General features: G+C 62.1%; 21 protein-coding genes. 12 read left to right on the top strand and 9 right to left on the bottom strand.

All coding sequences use genetic code 11. From position 1 onward, the window contains the following. Nucleotides 1-115 precede the first annotated feature (115 nt). Nucleotides 116-673, bottom strand: a complete 558-nt coding sequence (locus tag KI614_RS00900) for a winged helix DNA-binding protein (protein WP_226407246.1) — start codon at nucleotides 671-673, stop codon at nucleotides 116-118. Nucleotides 674-864: 191 nt separating this feature from the next. Here KI614_RS00900 and KI614_RS00895 point away from each other — a divergent pair, with 191 nt between their 5' ends. Genes KI614_RS00895 through KI614_RS00870 form a run of 6 tightly spaced genes read left to right on the top strand, consistent with a single transcriptional unit; the run spans nucleotide 865 to nucleotide 6,338 of the window. Continuing rightward, nucleotides 865-1,839 (top strand): TRAP transporter substrate-binding protein, encoded by a 975-nt coding sequence (locus KI614_RS00895; protein WP_226407244.1) that lies wholly within the window; start codon nucleotides 865-867, stop codon nucleotides 1,837-1,839. A 54-nt stretch (nucleotides 1,840-1,893) separates the two neighbouring features. Then, nucleotides 1,894-2,412, top strand: coding sequence for a TRAP transporter small permease (locus tag KI614_RS00890; RefSeq protein WP_226407242.1), 519 nt, complete (start codon nucleotides 1,894-1,896; stop codon nucleotides 2,410-2,412). 15 nt (nucleotides 2,413-2,427) lie between these two features. After that, nucleotides 2,428-3,726 carry a TRAP transporter large permease gene (locus tag KI614_RS00885; protein WP_226407240.1) on the top strand — a complete coding sequence of 433 codons (1,299 nt, stop codon included), beginning with the start codon at nucleotides 2,428-2,430 and terminating at the stop codon, nucleotides 3,724-3,726. A 10-nt stretch (nucleotides 3,727-3,736) separates the two neighbouring features. Next, nucleotides 3,737-4,522 (top strand): 5-oxoprolinase subunit PxpB, encoded by a 786-nt coding sequence (pxpB, locus tag KI614_RS00880; RefSeq protein ID WP_226407238.1) that lies wholly within the window; start codon nucleotides 3,737-3,739, stop codon nucleotides 4,520-4,522. After that, the gene (locus KI614_RS00875) at nucleotides 4,510-5,544 is read left to right on the top strand and encodes a biotin-dependent carboxyltransferase family protein (RefSeq protein WP_226407236.1); all 1,035 of its coding nucleotides are present in this window, start codon (nucleotides 4,510-4,512) and stop codon (nucleotides 5,542-5,544) included. Before pxpB ends, KI614_RS00875 begins: the two co-directional genes overlap by 13 nt. A gap of 20 nt (nucleotides 5,545-5,564) precedes the next feature. Then, nucleotides 5,565-6,338: a LamB/YcsF family protein gene (locus KI614_RS00870; RefSeq protein ID WP_226407234.1), complete on the top strand. Its 774-nt coding sequence runs from the start codon at nucleotides 5,565-5,567 to the stop codon at nucleotides 6,336-6,338. 11 nt (nucleotides 6,339-6,349) lie between these two features. Here the strand turns inward: KI614_RS00870 and KI614_RS00865 are convergent, their stop codons facing one another. From KI614_RS00865 to KI614_RS00830, 8 genes are all read right to left on the bottom strand, one after another. After that, on the bottom strand, nucleotides 6,350-6,715 hold the full coding sequence (locus KI614_RS00865; RefSeq protein WP_203468242.1) for a response regulator: 366 nt from the start codon (nucleotides 6,713-6,715) through the stop codon (nucleotides 6,350-6,352). Nucleotides 6,716-6,745: 30 nt separating this feature from the next. Further along, entirely contained in the window at nucleotides 6,746-7,687 is a 942-nt protein-coding gene (locus tag KI614_RS00860; RefSeq protein ID WP_226407232.1) for a chemotaxis protein CheX, read from the bottom strand. Nucleotides 7,688-7,721: 34 nt separating this feature from the next. Beyond that, the gene (locus KI614_RS00855; protein ID WP_226407229.1) at nucleotides 7,722-8,261 is read right to left on the bottom strand and encodes a hypothetical protein; all 540 of its coding nucleotides are present in this window, start codon (nucleotides 8,259-8,261) and stop codon (nucleotides 7,722-7,724) included. Continuing rightward, complete coding sequence (locus KI614_RS16390; protein WP_319002677.1) at nucleotides 8,261-9,025, bottom strand: methyl-accepting chemotaxis protein; 765 nt, start codon at nucleotides 9,023-9,025, stop codon at nucleotides 8,261-8,263. The genes KI614_RS00855 and KI614_RS16390 overlap by 1 nt, the downstream gene beginning before the upstream one ends. Nucleotides 9,026-9,027: 2 nt before the next feature. Further along, nucleotides 9,028-11,832 carry a HAMP domain-containing protein gene (locus KI614_RS00845; protein ID WP_226407227.1) on the bottom strand — a complete coding sequence of 935 codons (2,805 nt, stop codon included), beginning with the start codon at nucleotides 11,830-11,832 and terminating at the stop codon, nucleotides 9,028-9,030. Nucleotides 11,833-12,024: 192 nt separating this feature from the next. Then, the gene (gene paaX / locus KI614_RS00840; RefSeq protein ID WP_226407225.1) at nucleotides 12,025-13,020 is read right to left on the bottom strand and encodes a phenylacetic acid degradation operon negative regulatory protein PaaX; all 996 of its coding nucleotides are present in this window, start codon (nucleotides 13,018-13,020) and stop codon (nucleotides 12,025-12,027) included. A 41-nt stretch (nucleotides 13,021-13,061) separates the two neighbouring features. After that, the gene (locus tag KI614_RS00835) at nucleotides 13,062-14,111 is read right to left on the bottom strand and encodes a 2Fe-2S iron-sulfur cluster-binding protein (RefSeq protein WP_203468237.1); all 1,050 of its coding nucleotides are present in this window, start codon (nucleotides 14,109-14,111) and stop codon (nucleotides 13,062-13,064) included. A gap of 145 nt (nucleotides 14,112-14,256) precedes the next feature. Then, complete coding sequence (locus KI614_RS00830; RefSeq protein ID WP_226407224.1) at nucleotides 14,257-15,282, bottom strand: hypothetical protein; 1,026 nt, start codon at nucleotides 15,280-15,282, stop codon at nucleotides 14,257-14,259. Between the two features lie 372 nt (nucleotides 15,283-15,654). Between KI614_RS00830 and paaN the strand changes: the two genes are divergently transcribed. From paaN to pcaF, 6 genes are all read left to right on the top strand, one after another. Then, on the top strand, nucleotides 15,655-17,334 hold the full coding sequence (gene paaN / locus KI614_RS00825; RefSeq protein WP_226407223.1) for a phenylacetic acid degradation protein PaaN: 1,680 nt from the start codon (nucleotides 15,655-15,657) through the stop codon (nucleotides 17,332-17,334). Beyond that, on the top strand, nucleotides 17,335-18,129 hold the full coding sequence (gene paaG / locus KI614_RS00820; protein ID WP_203468234.1) for a 2-(1,2-epoxy-1,2-dihydrophenyl)acetyl-CoA isomerase PaaG: 795 nt from the start codon (nucleotides 17,335-17,337) through the stop codon (nucleotides 18,127-18,129). Nucleotides 18,130-18,190: 61 nt separating this feature from the next. Next, nucleotides 18,191-19,717 (top strand): 3-hydroxyacyl-CoA dehydrogenase, encoded by a 1,527-nt coding sequence (locus KI614_RS00815; protein WP_413464186.1) that lies wholly within the window; start codon nucleotides 18,191-18,193, stop codon nucleotides 19,715-19,717. After that, a complete protein-coding gene (gene paaI / locus KI614_RS00810) occupies nucleotides 19,710-20,177 on the top strand; it encodes a hydroxyphenylacetyl-CoA thioesterase PaaI (protein ID WP_226407221.1) in 468 nt (155 codons plus the stop codon). The genes KI614_RS00815 and paaI overlap by 8 nt, the downstream gene beginning before the upstream one ends. 23 nt (nucleotides 20,178-20,200) lie before the next feature. Then, nucleotides 20,201-21,526: a phenylacetate--CoA ligase PaaK gene (gene paaK / locus KI614_RS00805; protein ID WP_226407220.1), complete on the top strand. Its 1,326-nt coding sequence runs from the start codon at nucleotides 20,201-20,203 to the stop codon at nucleotides 21,524-21,526. A 10-nt stretch (nucleotides 21,527-21,536) separates the two neighbouring features. Next, the gene (pcaF, locus tag KI614_RS00800; protein WP_226407219.1) at nucleotides 21,537-22,742 is read left to right on the top strand and encodes a 3-oxoadipyl-CoA thiolase; all 1,206 of its coding nucleotides are present in this window, start codon (nucleotides 21,537-21,539) and stop codon (nucleotides 22,740-22,742) included. The last annotated feature ends 61 nt before the right edge of the window (nucleotides 22,743-22,803 follow it).

Genomic DNA, 22,803 nt, shown 5'->3' with positions numbered 1-22,803 from the left:
AAAAACTAACGATTTGATCCAGAAAACACCAATGGCCGGTCTGTAACCAGTACCGGCCATTTTTCTTGGGGTGGATCATCGACCGCTTTGGCCGAAAAACCGCCCTCCCCCCAACTCAATACGAAGTCGCAGCCCTCGCTGCCTGGTCGTAACGACCGGAAACGGTGCGCAACAGGCGGGCGACTTCGCCGAGGCGCTGGTTTTCCTCTTCTGCGCCTGAGAAGCCGGGCATCAGGCAGGCTTCGCGCACTTCACGGTATTGCATGCACAGTTCGGCGCCTTCTTCGGTCGTCGAGAAGAAGGCTTCCTTTCCACGCTTGGTGCTGCTGACTAGCCCCATACCGACCAGTTTCTTGACCGAGTAGGTGACGACGTGGGTGTCTTCGATATTCAGCACGAAGCAGATGTCGGCCAGGCGTTTTTCACTGCGTCGGTGGTTGATGTGATGCAGCACCAGCACGTCGACCGGCGCCATGTCCTTGACCCCGGCGGCGCCCATGCAGCGGATCAGCCAGCGGTTGAAGGCGTGCGCGGCGATGATCAGGCCGAACTCGAATTCCGACAGCTCCGGGGATTTTTCCGAAACCAGGTGTGATGAGGAAACGATGCGCTGCCCCGGCTGGGCAAGTGCCGGACGGGGTTCGACAGCTTGTATTTTTGCCTTGGGTTTCATGATTTTTCCACTAAACGGAAGAGTTTCATTATAACAAAATCACGTTGACTTTTTATCGACGTTTTCTTAACGTTACATTGTCGTTACTGATTTGATCCAGATTGGGGTAGTGCAACTTGGCTGCCCGACTTATCCAGTGACGCAGCTTATCCCCCGGCCCGCCGGACCCAGCTACCTACCAGGAGATGTACATGTTGAAGACTCTCGCCGCCATCGGCGCCACCTCGGCCCTGTGCTTCATCGGGTCCGCCGCTCAGGCCCAGCAGAAATGGGACATGCCGACCGGCTACCCGGCCTCGAACTTTCACACCGAAAACATCCAGCAATTCGCTGGCGACATCGACAAGGCCACCGCCGGCAAATTGAAGATCACCGTGCATGACGGCGGTTCGCTGTTCAAGGCCAACGAAATCAAACGCTCAGTGCAGGGTGGCCAGGCCCAGATGGGCGAAATCATCATCTCCGGTTACTCCAATGAAGACCCGGTCTACGGCGTCGATTCGATTCCTTTCCTGGCGACCAGCTACCAGGAATCGCAAAAACTCTGGCAAGCCTCGCGCCCGGCCACCGAAGCGCGCCTCGCCAAGCAGGGCATGAAGGTGCTGTATTCGGTGCCATGGCCGCCGCAAGGCATTTTCAGCAGCAAGCCGATCAATAGCGCAGCCGACCTGAAGGGTGCCAAGTGGCGCGCCTACAACCCGAACACCAGCCGCATCGCCCAACTGGTCGGTGCCCAGCCGGTCACCGTGCAGGCCGCCGAACTGACGCAGGCGCTGGCTACCGGCGCAGTCAACACCTTCATGACCTCAGGCGCCACCGGCTACGACAGCAAGGTCTGGGAACAGGTCAAGTATTACTACGACGTCAGCGCCTGGTTGCCGAAGAACCTGGTCATCGTTTCCCAGAAAGCCTTCGACGGCCTCGACAAGCCGAGCCAGGAAGCGGTCCTGAAGGCTGCTGCTGCGGCCGAAACGCGCGGCTGGAAGGTCAGCCAGGAGAAGAACACCTGGTATATCGAGCAACTGAAGAAGAACGGCATGACGGTCGATGCCGGTTCAGCCCAGCTGCGCGCCGATCTCAAGAAGGTTGGCGAAGCCATGGTTGCCGACTGGACCAAGCAGGCCGGCGCCGACGGCCAGGCCATTCTCGACGCCTACCGCAAGTAATTTCATCATCCCGGGCTGCTGCGGCAGCCCGTTTTTCGATTTGAAGGAACGCCCATGCGCACCATGCTGGATCGTCTTTTTACCGGTGCGAGCTATCTCGCCGGCCTGTTCATGGTGGGCACCCTGCTCGCTGTCCTTGCCAGCATCTTTGGCCGCCTGATCCCGGCCATCGACTTGCCCGGCGCCGATGCCTATGCCGGTTACTGCATGGCGACCGCCGCCTTCCTGGCGCTGGCCCCGACGCTGCGTCGTGGCGAACATATCCGCGTCACGCTGATCCTCAATCAACTGCCCGCCGCAGCCCACCGCTGGCTGGACATCTTCTGCCACCTCGTCGCCTTGATCATGTCCGGCGCGCTGGCCTGGTTCTCGATTCGACTGGTCATGCAATCGCGTGAGTTTGTCGATATTTCGACCGGCCTCGACGCAACGCCGCTGTGGATTCCCCAGCTTGGCATGGCCGTCGGCACCAGCCTGTTTGCCCTGGCATTCGCCATGGATCTCGTTCTGCTGCTCGCCGGCAAACAATTGCGGGAAGAGTCGCCGGACGGCGAACCCGCCCACATCGAATAAGCCGGAAGCGACATCATGGATATCTACATCACCCTGCTGCTCATCGTCACGCTGTTCATCATTCTCGGCAGCGGCGTCTGGATCGGCCTTTCACTGGCCGGCGTCGCCTGGATCGGGATGGAACTGTTCACCAGCCGTCCGGTCGGCGACAGCATGGCCGTCACCATCTGGGGATCGGCCTCTTCCTGGACGTTGACCGCGCTACCGCTGTTTATCTGGATGGGCGAAATCCTCTTCCGCACCAAGCTCTCCGAAGACATGTTCAAGGGCCTCGCTCCCTGGCTCGAAAAACTGCCGGGTCGCCTGCTGCACACCAACATCATCGGCTGCACCATCTTCGCCGCCGTCTCCGGTTCCTCGGCAGCCACCTGCGCCACGATCGGCAAGATGACCTTGCCCGAACTGAAACGCCGCGGCTATCCGGAACACATCGCGATTGGCACGCTGGCCGGTGCCGGCACACTCGGCCTGCTGATTCCGCCGTCGATCATCATGATCGTCTACGGCGTCACGGCCAATGTCTCGATTGCCCAGCTGTTCATCGCCGGCGTCATTCCCGGCCTGCTGCTGGCCGGCTTGTTCATGGCCTACACCATCGTCTGGGCACTGATTCACCCGGACCAGATTCCGCCGGCCGACCAGAACATGAGCTTCCTCGAAAAGCTCAACGCCTCGCGTAACCTGATTCCGGTTGTCTCGCTGATCGCCGCCGTGCTCGGCTCGATCTACACCGGGCTGGCCACCGCCACCGAGGCCGCCGGGCTGGGCGTTGTCGGATCGCTGATCATCGCCGCATTGCAGGGCGAACTGTCGTGGAAGAATTTCAGCGACAGCCTGATCGGTGCCACCCGCCTGTACTGCATGATCGCGTTGATTCTCGCCGGCGCCGCCTTCCTGACGCTGGCCATGGGCTACATCGGCCTACCGCGTCATCTGGCCGAGTGGATCAGCTCGCTGCACCTCTCGCCGTTCGCCCTGATCCTGGCACTGATGGTCTTCTTCATCGTGCTCGGCTGCTTCCTCGACGGTATCTCCATCGTCGTGCTGACCATGGGCGTCCTGCTGCCGACCATCGAAAAAGCCGGCATTGACCTCGTCTGGTTCGGCATTTTTGTCGTGCTCGTCGTCGAAATGGCGCAAATCACACCGCCGGTCGGCTTCAACCTGTTCGTGCTGCAAGGCATGACCAAGAAGGAAATCACCTGGCTGGCCAAGCACTCGATGCCGATGTTCTTCCTGATGGTTGCCGCCGTGCTGCTGATTTACTTCTTCCCCGGCATCATCACCTGGTTGCCGCAGCAGATGGCCGGCTAAGTCTCCAGGCATGAACCACGACGCTCACCGCCCATCGCCCCGGCTGCTGCCGCTGGGCGATGCGGCCTGGACAGTAGAGTTCGGGACCAGCATCGATCCGGCGCTGCATGGCCGGGTCATGGGGCTGGCCGAACAACTGCGACACGCGCGAACCGTCAGCGACTGCCCGGCGCTGGCCAGCATTGTCGACGTCGTGCCGACCTTCCGCTCCCTGACTGTGCATTACGATCCCTTGCACGGCAGCGGCGAAATGCTCGGCAGACAGTTGCTCGAACTGGCCGAGAACGCCGGACAAGCCGCGACCAGCGGCCGGCGCTGGCAACTGCCGGTCTGTTTCGATAGCGATCTGGCGCCCGACCTCGACGCGCTGGCCGCCAGCAAAGGGCTGAGCCGGGAAACGATCATCGAACGCCTGACCAGCACCACCTTCCACGTCTACATGATCGGCTTCATGCCCGGTTTTCCGTACATGGGCGGTTTGCCGGACGAACTCAACACACCGCGTCTGGCCTCGCCGCGCAAGGCGGTGCCGGCCCGCTCGCTGGCCATCGCCGGCGAAATGTGCGCGGTCTACCCGTGGGAAAGCCCGGGCGGCTGGCATTTGCTCGGGCGCACGCCAATTTCACTGTTTGACGCCGTCGACCGCGACAACCCTGCCCTGCTCGCCTCGGGCGACGAAGTCCGCTGGCTGGCCGTCGACCGCGACACGTACCGGGCGCAGGAAGCCGCCCTGGCCAGCCGGACACTGGCCCGCGACAGCTTTCTGCTCGCCCCGGAGGCCGCATGGACGGTCTGATCGAACTGATTGACGGCGGCCTGGGCAACAGCATCCAGGACCCTGGTCGGCGCGGTTATCGGCACATCGGTGTCGCCGTTTCCGGTACGCTGGATCGCCCGCTGGCGGCTTGCGCCAACCTGCTGGCCGGCAATCACCCCGATGCCGCCAGTCTCGAAATGCGCGGCATCGGCCCAACCCTCAAGGTGCAGCACGGGCCTGTGCGCATCGCAATTGCCGGGCAAACCCGCGCCACCCTGATCCGGGCCAACGGCAACACCCAGCCGCTGGCAGCATGGTGCAGTACGACACTGGACGCCAGCGATGTCGTCAAGATCGGCGCCATTGCCGATGGCGTGGCCTATCTGGCCGTTTCCGGCGGAATTCGCGTAGCCCCCGAGCTGGGCAGCCGCGCCACCTACCAACGGGCGGCCATCGGCGGCATCAACGGCCGGGCCGTGCAGACCGGCGACACATTGCCGTGCAGCCAGCCGACGCAACGCGATTTGCGTGAATGGCGGGCCGAACCATTACGCCATGACGACGGCCCGATCCGCGTCATCCCCGGCCCGCAGGATGAACATTTCAGCACGATAGCGTGGTTCGATTTTCTGAACAGCGCCTTCGTCGCCACCCCGGAAATGGACCGCATGGGGATGCGCCTGAGCGGCCCGAAACTCAGCCACATCACGCCGGAGGCGGCCGATATCGTGTCCGACGGCGTGACGCCCGGTGCCATCCAGGTGCCGGCCAACGGCCAGCCGATCATCCTGCTGGCCGATTGCCAGACGGTTGGCGGCTACCCCAAGATCGCCACGGTGATCACCGCCGACCTGCCGCGCCTGGCGCACTGGCAGCCGGGGCAGGAAATCCGCTTTGCTGCGGTCGACCTGACGCAAGCCGGCCAATTGCTCGCCGCCCAAATGCAGCAACTGGCGGCCTGGCAAAATGGCCTGCAAGCCTTCCTGCCACCGGGCAGCCTCGACGAATCCGCTTTGTATAACCTCAATCTGGTCAGCGGCATGGTCCGCGCCGAACCTTGATTGCCGACAGGAGCCATGCCATGGCCAATTTGATCAATCTGAATGCCGATCTCGGCGAAAGCTTCGGCGCCTGGCAGATGGGGGCCGACGCCGCCTTGCTCGATATCGTCAGCAGCGCCAACATCGCCTGCGGTTTTCACGCCGGCGACCCGCTGGTCATGCGCCAGACGGTCCGCGCCGCGCTGCAACGCGGCGTCAGCCTCGGAGCGCATCCGGCCTTTCCTGATCTGCAGGGTTTCGGTCGCCGGCGCATGGATATTCCGGCCGCCGAACTCGAAGCCGGCATCATTTACCAGATCGGCGCACTACAGGCGCTGGCCGTGGCCGAAGGCGGCCACGTCAGCCACGTCAAGCCGCACGGTGCGCTGAACAATATCGCCTGCGCCAACCGCGAGGTGGCCGAAACGATCGTCCGCGCCATGCTGGCCGTCAATCCCGAGCTGATCCTGCTCGCCCCGGCCCATTCGGTACTCGCCGCCACCGGCCGACAGCACGGCCTGACCGTGATTCTCGAAGTCTTTGCCGACCGGGCTTATCAGGACGACGGCCAACTGGTCCCGCGCAGCCAGCCGGGTGCGCTGATCCACGGGGCCGACGCCTCACTGGAACACGTCCGACGCATGCTCGATGCCCAGGCGATCATCAGCCAGTCCGGCAAGCAGCTGCCAACCAAGATTGAAAGCATCTGCGTGCACGGCGACAATCCTGAAGCCGTCGCCACCGCCCGCCATATCCGGCAAGGCATCGAAGCCGCCGGCTACAGCGTCGTCAGCTTCGACCACTACCCTTACTGAGACGCCCAGACTCAGGCCGCCAGCTTCTTGAAAGTTTCGAGCACGGCGGCGCCGTTGAAGGGTTTGACGATCCAGCCCTTGATCCCGGCCGCCTTGCCGCGTTCCTTCATGCTTGGGCTGCTTTCGGTAGTCAGCATGATGATGTTCACGCTGGCGTTGCCCAGCTCGCCGCGGATCTTTTCAGCCATCGTCAGGCCGTCCATGTTCGGCATGTTGACGTCGGTGACAACCAGGCGGATGGCCGGATCGGCCTTCATCTTGGCCAGGCCGTCCTTGCCGTCTACCGCGGTCGACACGTCCAGACCGGCCTTTTTCAGAAAACCGCCGACTTCGTCGCGCACGGTGCTTGAATCGTCAACCACGAGAATTTTTGCCATGTTGATGTCCTTCCAGAACAGGATGGTGAATTAGAAAAGTTCAAGCTCGCCGGATTCGACGAGTTCAGCCGTGTCATGGACGATTTCGCTGAAATCCTCGGGCGACCAGCTGAGATTGAAAATGAAGCGCTGGTAAAGGCGGATGGTTTTCTCACCGCTTTCATCGCTCAAGGTGTAGAGAAAACACAGCTGCGGGTTGTCTGTGCCGAACGAAATGAACTTGTGCTTGTGATTGACGATCAGCGGCACCTGGATATTGCTGGCCGCTGCCGCATCGCCGATGTAGCGATTCTTGAAGGCGCCCCAGATCAGGTTGGTGATTTCGCCGAGCAGGTTGTTGACCTGGCGGAAGTTGCGCTCCGCCTCCGGACCGTCAAGGGCATCGAGAATCGGCCCCTCCTCGGTCTGCAACATCATGTAGCCGCGGCACCAACTGCTTTCGAGCGGAATCAGGCTGAACACTTCGCCGAAAATCACCTTGTCGCGCACGATGCAGGGCGTATCCCAGCGCGTCGTCAATGCCTTGAACTGGGCCGACAGGATGTTTTCGGTGATCTCGGAAATGCCGCGCACCAGCGCGCAAGGGAAATACAGGCTGAAGATGTATTCATCGACGATGTCCTTCAGGCGGCCGATCTCTTCGGCATTCCAGGCAGCGCAGAAAACATGGCGCAACGCTTCGCCAATACCGTCCAGACTGGCCCCGGATTCACGCCGCAGGATAATCGGCAGCTCCGGACGAATGGTGTGGATGCGCAGCGCGATCTCGGCATTCTCTTCCGGCGAAGTGCCGTAATTGTCGGCATAGAGAATGGCCCCGAGATCGATATTCGAGCGCAGCACCGACATCAGGCGGTTTTTGCGCACCTTCAGGGCAACGAGACTGTTTTCGTCGCAAAACTGTTTGATGCGTTCGGAATGAGCCGGGCTGTTGTCGAGGACCAGCACCTTGCTGACCAGCTTTTGCGTCATGTTTGCTCCATGGATTTTGAGACCGGGCCGCCGTTCAGAACAATTCGATCGTCCCCGTTTCCTCAACCGGTGCGCCGGCATCGATCCGAAAATCGATCGGCGCATAAGCCTTGAGAAAAAGGGTGGCATCGATGGCGATGGCGTGATTAATGCTGATCCGCTGGCGGGCGATGTAATTGGCCTTCAGCTCGTCGAAAAAGGGGACGCAGGCGCTGTCCAGAACATTCGGCGTCGACATGCCGAGATGCATGAAATGGTGGCCGAGTTCGCGGTTCATCGCGCCGCAGCACATATTGGCCATTTCACCGAAAACCTCGGTCAGGCTGCCCGCTTCACCCTGCCGGGTGAAATAGGCACTGACCGCCGGGTCTTGCGGCAGATGAAACACCGTCGTCAGACGAAACAGGTAGGAGGCGATGGTCAGCACGTGCAAGCGGGTACCGGGCCGGTCGGCGCTGGCCGAGTAATTGACCGAGACATCAATCACATCCGTCTCGCGGTCGACCGCCAGATTGGCCCGAACCGCCTTGCCGAACAGTGTCTCGATGCTGTGCCGGGCCTGTTCGCTGACCATCAGACCGCCGCCTGCAACTGGGTGATGCGCGATTCCAGGCTGCTGATCGCGGCTGAAATCATTTTCCCGTCGGCCTGGATTTCCTGGAAGGTCGCCGTCGTCGTCAGGTCGTTCTTGTGCAGGCTCTTGCTGAAATCCTTCGACAACATTTCCGAACGCGCCGCCAGATTGCGTACCTCGTCGGCCACGACCGCAAAGCCGCGCCCGGAATCGCCGGCCCGCGCCGCCTCGATCGCGGCGTTGAGCGACAAAATGATGACGTGCTTGACGATGTCGCCGAACTCGCGATTCTGCCGGTGCATTTCCTGGTTCTGCGCCATCAGCGCATCCATCTGCTCGTGCCAGTGTTCGAAAGTCACCGCCACATTGCGTAGCTCGGCCACCTCACGGGCCAGCGCCGTCGCATCGCGCAGCACATCATCCTTGAAGCGGGCATGTGCTGCGTTCAACGCGGCCTGCATGTCGCGGTCGACGGCCTGGGCGGCCTCAAAATCGGCCGAGCGTCGAACCAGCTCGGCTTGCTGGACCTCGCTATCCGCCTGCGCGGCGAGCAATTCGCGCTGGCTGACGGCCAGTTCCCCCTGGACCGATGCCAGTTGATCGGCAAGCCGCGCCTGCTCACTTTCGGCGCTCTGAATCAGGCCCGCCTGGCGGACATGCTGGCTGAGCAGGATGGCCAGATAGTGACGGCGGACCGACCAGGCAACCAGCAGCCCGCACGACAGCGCCAGGACCAATGCACCGACGATCTGATCGAGGCTCAAGATCACGCCTCGGCCAGACGGACCGGTAACAATGGAGACAGCCCCTGTGCAGCCGGTTTCGGCCCCGCACTTTCGGGCTGCTGCACACTGAGGACGGCAAACCGGGCCGGCAATTCGATGACGGTTTCAAATGCCCGGAAATCCTCGCCGATCCGCTGATCGACAAAGTGCAAGGCAATCTTGCCGCCTTCGCGCTTGATGAAGTCCTGCACCGCATCCATGCCGACCCCACGCCCGGAAACTTCGGTGACGGCTGCGGCGGTCGAGAAACCGGCGGCAAAAATCAGGTTGGCGACGGTTTCATCGGCCACCTCAACCCCTTCGGCAATCAGCCCCTGAGCGATTGCCTTGCGCCGAATGTGACCGAGCGCCAGGCCCTTGCCATCGTCGCCCAGATGGAATTTGAGCAATCCACCATTCATGCTCAGGCGCAGGCCGATCGTGCCGCTGGCCGTTTTGCCTTTGGCCAGCCGGTCGACCGCGACTTCGACACCGTGATCCATCGCATTGCGGTAGAGGTGCATGAAAACGTTGCGCAGCAGGTCGGACACCTGGTTACGCAGCCGGATGCCATGATCGCTGACGACCAGCCGAGGCGCTTCCTTGCCCAGTTCGGCGGCCAGCGACGGCAACGAATCGAACACCGGGGCGAGAATCGTGTTGATCGACTCCGTTCCGATCAAATCGAGATCCAGCTTGATCTGGCGAACCAGCGCGACCAGCGTATCGCGGTGGCAAGCCGACAGGTCGTAGGCATCGAGTGCCGCACGCATGCTGGCCAGATGGCCGTGCTCGACCATGGCGTACTTCTCGGCACTGCCGCGCCGGCCCGGCCCCTTGCGGCCCAGCGTCACATCGTTGAGGTGGGCGTATTCCTCCAGGCTGCAGCGCACCGCATCCAGCTCGGCCAGCAGGACATCCGGCACGAAAGCCGCACGGCCCTGGCGCAAGGCTTCGTAGGATTGCTCGGCCAGGTGCACGACATTGGTCATGTGCAACAGCCCATACGTGCGCGCGTTGCCCTTGATCGTGTGCATGTTGCGGAACAACTGCGTCACCAGATCGGGCGACAGACTGACCGCCGACTGGAGCAAGGCTTCGTTATCGACAATGAAACGGCGCGAACTGTCGATGAAGTCGTGGAATTTTTCGTGCGTCACCTTGAGAATCTGGCCGATCATGTCCAGCTCGCGCTTCTGGTGCTCGGCCTCGGCGACCAGCTGACGCAATTCGGTGACATCGCGGACGCAAACCATCAGTTTCTCGACCACATCGTTTTCGTCGCAAATCGGCGACCAGACCAGATCGAGATATTTCTCGCGGCCATCCGGCCAGGTCTGGCGCACTTCGTTGACCAGCAGATGGGCATTGAAATCGAAATTCATCCGCTCTTCGCCGATGCAGGAAGCGACCGTTGCCTCGATCTGCGACAGGGCATCCGCCCCGACATCGCTGCCAGAAAACAGGAAATCCAGCGCCGGCCGCCGGGCGATTTCGCGGGTTTCGAAAATTGTTTCGAGATAAGCCGAGTACTCGTGGTGCACCTTGCCGTCGGCCATGATCGTCAGGATGCCCTGCGTCATGTTCTGCAACATGCCGTGAATGTCCTTGGTCTTTTCGCGCAGCTGCGAAGTCCGTTCGGCCAGGCTTTCCGCCATGTTGTTGAACTGCGTGCCGACCGCCCCGATTTCGTCGCGGCTGGTGACATCGACACGCGCTTCGAGATTGCCCTCGGCCATGGTGTTGACCGCGTCAGCCAGGCCGTTCAGGCCGCGCATGATCGAAATGTAGGCGGCAACGAAACCGGCCGCGACAATCGCCAGGATGATCGCCATCACGGCAACCACGATATTGCGCTGGGTCTGCAGCACACTCAGCCGCTCATGCAGCAGCACATCGGCCTGGGCAATCAGGATGTCGGCGACGGCCAGCGTTTCGTTCATCGCCTTGGCCGTCAGATCGAGATAGGCCGCCGGCGTCATGTCGTAATCGGTCGTATCCAGCATCTTGATCGTGATCGCTTCCTGGACGGCCAGGTAGGCGGTGTTCATCTGCGCCCCGGCCTGACTCAGCGCAGCCGAACGTTCCGGATGCTCGCTGGCCACTTTCTGCAGACCATCCATGCTCCACAGCACCAGCGCGTCGAAATTGCCGCGCTGCAAGGTCAGATCGGTCCGCCGACTGCCGCGCACGCTTTTCTTGAGCAGCACATTCGTGCCCAGCCGCGCAGCCTGCCCGTTGGTTTCGATCAGGCCCGGCAAATGAGCCGTGATGATATCGAGCAGGCGGCTGCTCGCCGTATCGCCGTCGATCAGCAAACCGGCTTTTTCGTTCATCCGTTCAAGCTCGCTGCGCAGCAAGGGAATCAGCGCGGCAATATCGTCGGCACCGGCGTGTTCGATCTGTTCGGCCAGCGCGGCACGACGCGACAACCATGCCGGATTGCCGTCGGCCCCGGCCACCGCTTGCAGCTTCGTCGCAGAAAACCCGACATCCAGCGTATCCAGGGCATTCCTGGCCTGTTGCCGGCTATCGGTCAGCAGGGCCTCGCTTGATGCATCGCCCTCCTGCAAGGCCTGCCCGGCCGCGACGATCTGGTGCAGATGACCAAGCAGGGCCAGTGCCGGGACTTGCAGGCTGAGTTCTGCCCGCTCATTCTGCAAGGTGGCAACGCGGGCCTGCAATTCGTACACCAGCAAACCGGCAGCCAGTAGGAGCGGCAGGCCGAAGACGATGGCGGTGGCACGCAGCTTGTTGCGAAAGGAGAGATGTCCGACCAGGCGAACCGCAGGTTCGAAAAGTTTCATGGCAACCAGGAAGAGCACGAGTGGGCGCTCATCTTATGAAGCCATTGTTGCGGTTCAATGACAAAAAAACGGCAGCTTCGCTGGCTTCATGCCGCTTGAATCAAAGGCCGTATTTTTTGCCGGATGCCGCGGTCGACCGCGAAAACAGGGGGAAATCGGGACGCGCCGAAACTGGTCGGCGTAGCCTGCGGCTTACAGCGCCATCGAGTTGAGCGGGTCGTCGAGCGGGAAACGTTCGGCATAGGCCGGGTCGCTGGCCGGGGCACTGCCATCCGCCAGCGTCAGGAACTTGTCGAGATGCCGCTCGGAAGCCAGTGCCAGGCGACGATAGAGTTCCTTGCACAACAGCCGCGCCTTCTGGCCCGGCCAGTCGGCCGTCAGCAGCACGTCGGGCAGTTCCGGGTCGCGCAGCAGCAGGCGGCGATAGTCGTGGATCAGCAAGGTGCGCAGCAGGAAGGCATCTTCCGGATCGACCTCGACCTGCCGGTCGCGGCGCAGTTCGGCCAGGATAGGCAGGTAGGTGCTGACAAACCCGGCATAAGCCGTGCCGAGCTCTTCGAGATTCCAGGCCCGGCGCACCAGGTCGGCGTCGTTGGCCGACAGGCCGGAACGCGAATCGGCGGCGAGCAGCGGCATCAGTCGGTCGAGCAAGTCGGACAGGCCTTCGGCCACCAGCGCATCGAAGGCGGCCGTCAGATCGGCCGAGGGATGCACGAAACAGTCGGCCCCGAGCACGCCGAAGCCTTGCCAGAAGAGCGCGCGACGCAAGCGTTCGCGCTCTTTCGGGTCAAAATCGCCGACCGCCAGAATCAGCCGCCAGCGGCGATCCCAGAGCGGTGCGTGGGCTGCGTAGATGTGCCGCGAAGCCTCTTCGAAACGTCGCCGCCCGGAGTTGGTCAGGACATAGTCGGCACGCCGACCGACCGTTTCGGTGCGCAGCCACTCTTCCTTGGCCAGCCGGAACACGGAGGTGCGAATCAAGCGTTCGTTGAGTTCGAGCGGTTCGAGCAGGCGGATCAGGCTACCAAGCCAGATGCGGCCGCCGCGCGGCAGGACGGCGTCGCCGAAGACAGAAATGATGAGCGAGCCGGCCTGCACCCGGCGTTGCTGCCGAAAGTCTTCGAGACGACTGTGGATCGGTTGAATCACGGAAATGACCTGAACGGGCGGGGCGGATAACTTGCGCATGTTAACGGCTCCGCCCCCGCCTGAACAGGATAATCAGGTAATCACAGCGGCAACAGATGGTCGGCATCCGCCACGACGGGTTGCTGCTGGGCGAAGAAACCTTCGGTATGGATCAGTTCTTCGCGGGCACCGAGCGCCTTGACGGTCGCGACGCAGGTCTCGACAAATTCAGGGCTGCCGGCGGCAAAGATGGTGTGTTTGGAGAGATCGGGGAAGAGTTTCGGCAACACGGCATCGACCCGGCCATTGAGATAACCCTCGGTTTCTTCGCGGGTCAGCGTCACCTTGTAGTCGAAATTGCGATGCTTGGTGCGCCACCAGGCCATCATCCCCTGGCTGTAAACGTCTTCCTTGGTGCGGGCCGAGAAAACCATCGTCACCGGCTTCTTGAAGCCACGGCGCAGCGCCGCTTCGGCCAGCGCCAGGACCGGTGCCAGACCGGTTCCTGCCGCCAGGCAGAGCACCGGCGTATCGACCGACGGATCGCCGATAAAAGTCCCGTAGGCGCCGGAAATCTTGACGTTTTCGCCGATGTTCAGGCTGTCGTGAATCCAGTTGCTGGTCACGCCGCCCTCGGCCCGGGCAACCTGCAGCACCAGTTCGCCGTCCGGACGCGGGGCATTGGAAATCGAATAGGCACGCGACGGCACTTCGGCACGGGGATTGCCGACGGTCACGTACTGGCCCGGCCAGTAGCGGATCGGCTGGCCGACCGGACGCAAGCGCAGTTCAACGACACGGGCGGCAATCGGCCGCTTGTCGGTGACCACGAACAGCGCATCTTCGCGCGGCGGGAAGAGTTTTGGCTTGGCGTCCTCGGTGCCCCACTCGATCACCAGTTCTTCGGAAATCGGCTTGGCCATGCACATCAGGCCGTAGCCTTGCTTGCGCTCGTCCTGCGACAGCGCCATGTCGAGCACCATGCCCTGATCGAACTGGCCGGTTGTGACCTTGACCTTGCATTCGCCGCAAGCACCGGCGCGGCAGTTGTTGGGCAGCGCGTAGCCGGCCTTTTCAAGGGCCATCAGCACGGTATCGCCATAAGCGCATTCGACCGACTTGCCCGAGGGTTGCATGATGATGCGAGCCATTTTTCTTCCCCTAGTTTTATTGGTTTCTCTGTTGCGGCAAGGCCGGCACCCTTTTCAGGGCACCGGCCGGAGCAAATACTGCGGTCTACCGCCCGTTCCGGGTGAAATTCATCACTGGAACGGGTGATTGACTGAACGGCGTCGATCAGAAGACCGGAATGATGTCATCCAGATCCACATCGCTGACTTCCTGGCCGGTGATGCCGACTTCCGGAATGGCCGGGAACGGGATGTTGTAGCGATCGAGCACACCCTTCAGGTTGATCATCGCATTCTTCCAGTTTTCCTTCTTGGCCTCGTAGGTCGGGATACCGAAGCCGGCGCCACGCGCCACTTCTTCACCTTCGCGCTGGTTGGCGATGAAGTCGGCCGGCAGGTCCCAGAATTCCATCGGCGGCTCGAACAGCACGGCCGACAGGAACAGGTAACCGGCGCGGATCTGCTTGGTAACAACCGCCTTGGTTTCCTCCTTGAGGCCCGGGTAATCGCGTTCCATCACGGCCATGCAGATCGCCATGTGGCGGCCTTCATCACGGCCGATGTTCTTGAAACCTTCCTTGAAGACAGCTTCGCGGGAGTTGTCGAACATCTGCTTGAAGATGGTGGCGGCAGCGATTTCGCCCATCAGGAAGGAGCTGAACAGCACGGCCAGGTCGTACTTCGGCACGGCTTGCTTGTAGCCGTTCCAGTAACGCGCACCGTTGAAATACAGCCACTGCACGTTCTTCTGCAGGCGGCGGCCGAGGTCGGTCTTCGGCACGTAGGTGATCGGGTCCGGATGGCCGAGCAGCTTGGTGATCGCCAGGCCACACATGATTTCGTGGTTCTGCTCGTCACGGGTGACCGAGAAGAAGCACTTGCGAACCGGATCTTCCTCATGCACTTCGTAGGTCTTGATCAGGGCTTCGGCAAAAACCGGCGGGGCCGATGCGTCGAACACGGAAAGCAGGCTCCACCAGTAGGCGATGGATTCGCGCTCTTCCCAGGTGTAGGTATCGACATCCAGCGTGTCCCAGGGCAGCTTTTCCGGGTCCCAGTCTTCACGACGGGCGGCTTCCCAGACTTCCTGCAGCTTCTTGGTCTTGCTGTTCCAGGACAGCGGATAGATGTTCGGCTGCTCGATTGCCGGCGGAAATTCCATTTTGTCCGCGAATTTTTCTTTACTTGCCATATCTCCTCCTAATTCATGTCTTCAGGTTGGGGGCCGGGCCAATCACTGGCTGCCGTGGAAACATCATGTTACACAACAAAGCATCTTGTCAACGCTTTTTGTATCACGTTGAGCAAATTATTTATGGAACCAATCCGAAAATACATAATTCAACGTCCAAAAATCCTTTCATAAACAAGAAACATTTGTTGTTTTAATTATTGTTTTTGGAACACAATGGAACAAATTACGTTATTCAAAACTGGTTTACATTACCCTCCAATGTGATACATTGCATCAACAACAGATCGATACATTGGTAACGCAACAGCCTTTTCAGTCATGGATAAAGTGCTGTGCCTGCCCAGAAAACGCTCATCCCAGGAGAAAAAGATGTCCCATCCCATGTTCGACAAACACCGCACCACCATCGACAGCGCCCTGAATGCCATCGCCACGCGCGGCTACTGGGCAGCCTTCAACGAAATGCCGAGCCCGCGCGCTTATGGCGAAACCGCCCCGGAAGACGGCAAGAAGGCTTTCGAAGCCCATCTCGGTAAGCAATTCGAACTGGGCCAGCCCGGCCAGAGCGGCTGGACCGGCGGTGAAAAATCGCCCTATGGCGTCGAACTGAATGTGCAATACCCGGTGTGTGATCACGCCGCGCTGATCGCCGCCGGCGAAAAGGCCATGGACGGCTGGCAGAAAGTCGGCGCCGAAGGCCGCACCGGCATCTGTGTCGAAATCCTCGATCGTCTGAACAAGCAAAGTTTCGAACTGGCCCACGCCGTGATGCTGACCACCGGCCAGGGCTGGATGATGGCCTTCCAGGCCGGCGCCCCGCACGCCCAGGACCGCGGCCTTGAAGCCGTCGCCTACGCCTGGCGCGAACAGTCTTTTGTCCCGGCTGAAACGATCTGGGAAAAACCGCAGGGCAAGAACCCGTCGCTGGTCCTGAAGAAGCATTTTGAAATCGTCGGACGCGGCGTCGGCGTCGTCGTCGGCTGCGGCACCTTCCCGACCTGGAATACCTACCCCGGCGTTTTCGCTGCGCTGGCCACCGGCAACGCCGTGATCGTCAAGCCGCACAGCCAGGCCATCCTACCGGCCGCCATCACGGTGCGCACGATCCGCGCCGTGCTCGCCGAAAACGGCATCGATCCCAACCTGGTCACGCTGTGCGTGACCGACCAGCGCGAAACGACGCAGAAGCTGGTGACCGATCCGGCCGTCAAGTCGATCGACTTCACCGGCGGCAACGTTTTCGGCCAGTGGCTGATCGACAATTGCCGCCAGGCTCAGGTCTATGCCGAGCTGGCCGGTGTGAACAACATCGTCATCGACTCGACCGATGCCTACAAGCCGATGCTGCGCAACCTGGCCTTCACGCTGTCGCTCTACTCCGGCCAGATGTGCACCACCTCGCAGGCCCTGTTCGTACCGGCCGGCGGCATCGACACCGAAGATGGCCACAAGTCCTACGACGATGTCTGCGCCGACCTGGCCAAGGCCGTCTCCGGCTTCCTGTCCAAGCCGGAAGTGGCGCACGCCGTACTCGGCGCCATGCAGTCGGCCGACACCATCAAGCGCGTTGCCGAAGCCGACAGCGGCTCGCTCGGCAAGGTCATCCTCGCTTCGCAGAAGCTGGAAAACCCGGAATTCCCGAACGCCGAAGTCCGTACCCCGGTCTTGCTTGCCTGCGATGCTTCCGACGAAAAAGCCTATATGGAAGAGCGTTTCGGCCCGATCAGCTTCATCGTCAAGGTCGCCGACACGGCAGCCGCCATCGCCCTGTCCGAGCGCATCGTCCGCACCCACGGCGCCCTGACCGCCGGCGTCTATTCGACCAAGGCCGAAGTGATCGATGCAATGACCGCCGCCACGATGCGCTCCAAAGTCGCCCTGTCGATCAACCTGACCGGCGGCGTCTTCGTCAATCAGTCGGCCGCTTTCTCCGACTACCATGGCACCGGCGGCAACCCGGCAGCCAATGCGTCCTACGCCGATTCGGCCTTCGTCGCCAATCGTTTCCGGGTCGTCCAGCGCCGCTATCACGTTGCCCAGGAGAACTAAATGAATTTCGAGAACATCAAGTTTGAAGTCCAGGACGGCATCGCCCGCCTGACCCTGAACCGTCCGGACAAGCTCAACAGCTTCACCGACGACATGCATGCCGAACTGCGCGTCGCGCTCGACCAGGTCCAGGCCGACACCTCGATTCGCGTCCTGGTGCTGACCGGCGCCGGGCGCGGCTTCTCGGCCGGACAGGATCTCGGTGACCGTGCCATGCAGATCCAGGCCGGCAAGATGCCGGACATCGGCAACACCGTCGAACGCAATTACAAGCCGCTCGTGCTGCGCCTGCAGAACCTGCGCGTGCCGACCATTGCCGCGGTCAACGGCATTGCGGCCGGGGCTGGGGCGTCGGTTGCGCTGGCCTGCGATCTGGTCATCGCCACCAAGTCCGCCTCCTTCCTGCAGGCTTTCAGCAAGATCGGCCTGATTCCGGATACCGGCGGCACCTGGTTCCTGCCGCAGCGCGTCGGCATGGCCCGCGCCATGGGCCTGGCCCTGCTGGCCGAGAAAATGCCGGCCGAGAAGGCCGCCGAATGGGGCCTGATCTGGGAATGTGTCGAGGATGCCGAGTTTGCCGCACGGATCGATTCGCTGGCCAAACAGCTGTCGACCGCGCCAACCAAGGCCCTGGTCCGCACCCGTCAGGCAATGCATGCCGCCCCCGGCCACACGCTCGAACAACAGCTGTCCTTCGAAGGCGGCATGATGCGCGAACTCGGCTGGTCGCCGGACTACGCCGAGGGCGTCAAGGCCTTCACCGAAAAGCGTGCGCCGAATTTCACCGGAGAGTGAAAGCGTGAGCCACACGCCCCTGCCCCAGCAGACCATCATTGCCGTTGTCGGCACCGGCGCGATGGGCGCCGGCATTGCCCAGGTGGCGGCCGCGGCCGGCCACCCGGTCAAGCTGCTCGACAACCGGCCGGATGCCGCCGCCCGTGCGGTTGAAGGCATTCGTGCCCAATTCGCCAAAATGGCCGAAAAAGGCAAGTTGACCGCGGAAGCTGCCGCCGCAGCCAGCGCCCGGCTGAGTGCCGTACATCAACTGGCCGATCTGGCCGATGCCGGCCTGATCGTCGAAGCGATTGTCGAAAGCCTGGAAGCCAAACAGACGCTGTACCGCGATCTCGAAGCCATCGTCGACCCGGACTGCATTTTCGGGACCAACACCTCGTCGATTTCGGTGACCGCCATCGGCGCGGCACTGAAACATCCGGAACGTCTGGCCGGGCTGCACTTTTTCAATCCGGCCCCGCTGATGGCGCTGGTCGAGATTGTTTCCGGCCTGGCCACCGACAAAAACGTCGCCGACACGCTGTTCGCCAGCGCCGCGGCCTGGGGCAAGACCCCGGTGCATGCCAAGTCGACACCCGGTTTCATCGTCAATCGCGTCGCCCGTCCTTACTACGCCGAGGCCCTGCGCCTGGCCCAGGAAGGCGCGGCCGATTACGCAACGATCGACGCCTGCTGCCGCGAAGCCGGCGGTTTCCGCATGGGCCCGTTCGAGCTGATGGACATGATCGGCCACGACGTCAATTTCGCCGTGACCAACTCGGTGTGGCGCGCCTTCTACAACGACCAGCGTTTTCTGCCCTCGCTGATTCAGCAGGAACTGGTCGATGCCGGTTTCTTCGGCAAGAAGACCGGCCGTGGTTTCTATGACTATCGCGAGGGTGCCGTACGCCCAACAGCACAAACCGAAGCCGCCCAGGTACCGGCCGGGATGATCGTCGTTTGTGGCGAGTCCATCGCGGCCGAAGCCTTGGCCGATCGCCTGACCCACTCCGGCCTGTCGTTCAGCCGCGCCCCGGACAGTGACGCCCCGAAGGAAGTCCCCTTGGGGGGCGCCCCGAAGGAAGTCCCCTTGGGGGACGGCCGGATCGCCGAAATCGGCCGCGCCGTGATCTACGTCACCGACGGCCGCAGCGCCACCCAGCGCGCCGCCGAATCGGGCGTAGACAACACCGTGCTGATCGATCTGGCGCTCGACTACGACAAGGCGACCCGACTGGCCATGGCTGCGGCCGAACAATGCGAGCCATCGGCCATCGCCGCCGCCACCGGGCTGCTGCAAGCAGCCGGTTTCGCCGTCAGCCGCTTTCTCGACATTCCCGGACTGGCCGTCATGCGTACCGTTGCCATGCTGGCCAATGAAGCGGCTGACGCGGTCAACCAGGGCGTTTGCTCGGAAACCGCGGCCGATGCCGCGATGCGACTTGGTGTCAATTATCCGCAAGGGCCGCTCGCCTGGGCCGATCAGGTCGGCGTTGAAACGATCCGCGACGTACTGGCCCACCTCGGCGCGAGCTACGGCGAGGACCGCTACCGCATTTCACCGCTGATCCAGCGCGCCGTTTTTGCCGGAAGGAAGATTCATGGCTGATCCACACGACAACGCTGCCCAGGCGCTGGCTGAAGAAGTCACGCAGGCCATGTGGTCGCGCGACCGCGCCAGCCAGGGCATGGGCATGGAAATCCGCGAAGTGAGGCCGGGTTATGCCCGGATTGCGATGAAAGTCCGCGGCGACATGGTCAACGGGCATCACATCTGTCACGGCGGTTTCATTTTCACGCTGGCCGACAGCACCTTCGCCTTCGCCTGCAACAGCTACAACCGCAACACCGTCGCCTCGGCCTGCCACATCGACTTTCTCGCGCCCGGCAAGGAAGGCGAAACGTTGGAAGCCGAAGCCGTCGAACGTTCGCTGGCCGGCCGGACCGGCGTGTACGACATCACCGTGCGCGGTGAAAACGGCCAGACCATCGCCCTGTTCCGGGGCAAGAGCTACCGTATCGCCGGCGAAGTCATCGCCGGATTACAACAGGCCGATCAGGCCGCCTGACCAAAACAACGGAGAGAGACATCATGACTGCAAAAAAACCGCTGCCCGGCGAGCTTGAGCCGATTGAAACCGCCAGCCGCGAAGAAATCTCGGCGCTCCAGCTCGAACGCCTGAAATGGTCGGTCCGCCACACTTACGACAACGTCGAGGCCTATCGCAAGAAGTGCGTAGACAAGGGCGTGCACCCGGATGAACTGCAAACGCTGGCCGATATCGCCAAGTTCCCGTTCATGACCAAGACCGACCTGCGCGACAACTATCCTTTCGGCCTGTTTGCCGTGCCGCGCGAAAAAGTCGCCCGCCTGCATGCTTCCAGCGGCACGACCGGCAAATCGGTCGTCGTTGGCTACACCAAGAACGACCTCGACAACTGGGCCAACCTGGTCGCCCGCTCGATCCGCGCCGCTGGCGGCCGGGCCGGCGACATGCTGCATAACGCCTACGGCTACGGGATGTTCACCGGCGGCCTGGGCGCCCATGCCGGTGCCGAACGCCTCGGCTGCACCGTCGTGCCAATGTCCGGCGGCCAGACCGAGAAGCAAGTTCAGCAGATCGTCGATTTCCAGCCGGACATCATCATGGTCACGCCGTCCTACTCGCTGGTCATCGCCGAGGAGTTCGAGCGCCAGGGCATCAAGCCGGAAGATATTTCACTCAAGGTCGGCATCTTCGGCGCTGAGCCGTGGGGTGAAGGCATGCGCGCCGAAATCGAGCGCAAGCTGGGCATCGACGCGATCGACATCTACGGCCTGACCGAAGTCATGGGGCCGGGCGTCGCCTGTGAATGCATCGAAACCAAGGATGGCCCGGTGATCTGGGAAGACCATTTCTACCCCGAGATCATCAACCCGGAAACCGGTGAACCGGTAGCCGATGGCGAAGAAGGCGAACTGGTGTTCACCTCGCTGACCAAGGAAGCCTTCCCGGTCATCCGCTACCGCACCCGCGACCTGACCCGCCTGCTGCCGCCGACTGCCCGCTCTTTCCGCCGGATCGGCAAGATCACCGGCCGCTCCGACGACATGCTGATCATCCGCGGCGTCAATGTCTTCCCGACCCAAATCGAGGAACAGATCCTGCGCGACCAGCGCCTGTCCGGCAATTACCAGGTCGTCGTGACCCGTGACGGCCACCTCGACAATGTCGAAGTACGCTGCGAAACCCAGCACGAACTGGCCGGCAAGCTGAGTACGGCCGACATCCAGACCATCACCAAGGAACTGCAGCACCGGATCAAGACCATCATCGGCATTTCGACCAAGGTCACGGTCATGGAATTCGACTCCATTCCGCGCACCCAGGTCGGCAAGGCCCGCCGTGTGCTCGACGAACGCCCGAAGCAGAACTGAGGACATGACGATGAACGAAGCCTTTATCTGCGACGCCATCCGCACCCCGATCGGCCGCTACGGCGGCGCCCTGTCCGGCGTGCGCGCCGACGATCTCGGTGCCATCCCGCTCAAGGCGTTGATGGAACGCAACCCGCAAGTCGACTGGACGGCCGTCGAGGACATCATCTACGGCTGCGCCAACCAGGCCGGCGAAGACAACCGCAACGTCGCCCGCATGTCCGGCCTGCTCGCCGGCCTGCCGGTCGAAGTGCCGGGTACCACGGTCAACCGCTTGTGTGGCTCGGGCATGGACGCCATCGGGCTGGCCGCACGTTCGATCAAGTCGGGTGAAACCGAACTGATGATCGCCGGCGGCGTCGAAAGCATGTCGCGCGCCCCCTTCGTCATGGGCAAGGCCGAATCGGCTTTCTCGCGCAGCGCGGCAATCTACGACACGACGATCGGCTGGCGCTTCGCCAATCCGCAAATGAAGAAGTTGTACGAAACGCATTCGATGCCGCAAACGGCCGACAATGTCGCCGCCGACTTTGCCATCAACCGCGCCGATCAGGATGCCTTCGCCGTCCGTTCGCAACAACGCTGGGCCGCCGCACAGGCGGCCGGGCGCTTCGCCGACGAAATCATCCCGGTCAGCATCGCGAAGAAAAAGGGCGACCCGGTCATTGTCGCGGTCGACGAGCATCCACGGCCCGAAACGACGCTGGAAATGCTCGCCAAGCTGAAAGGCGTCAATGGCCCGGAACTGTCGGTCACGGCCGGCAATGCATCCGGTGTCAATGACGGCGCCTGCGCCCTGCTGCTCGCTTCCGGCGCCGCCGCCAGCCAGTACGGCCTGACGCCGCTGGTTCGCGTCGTCGGCATGGCGACGGCCGGCCTGCTGCCGCGCATCATGGGTTTCGGCCCGGCACCGGCAGTGCGCAAGGTGCTCGCCAAAACCGGCCTGCGCCTCGACCAGATGAACGTCATCGAGCTCAACGAAGCTTTCGCTGCGCAAGGGCTGGCTGTCCTGCGCGACCTCGGCCTGGCCGACGATGCGGCGCATGTCAATCCCAACGGCGGGGCGATTGCCCTCGGCCACCCGCTCGGCATGAGCGGCGCCCGGCTGGTCACCACCGCCGCTTATGAACTCAAACGCCGTGGCGGCCGCTACGCCCTGTGCACCATGTGTATCGGTGTCGGGCAAGGCATCGCGATGGTGATCGAGCGTGTCTGATTTTTGCCGTGTTTTCTTTTAGTAGAATGTGTTCCATAATTCGTAACGATTAAAACAGAGG

This window comes from Dechloromonas denitrificans (assembly GCF_020510665.1).
GTDB classification, from domain to species: Bacteria; Pseudomonadota; Gammaproteobacteria; order Burkholderiales; family Rhodocyclaceae; genus Azonexus; species Azonexus denitrificans_B.
This window is presented reverse-complemented; position numbering and strand designations above follow the sequence as displayed.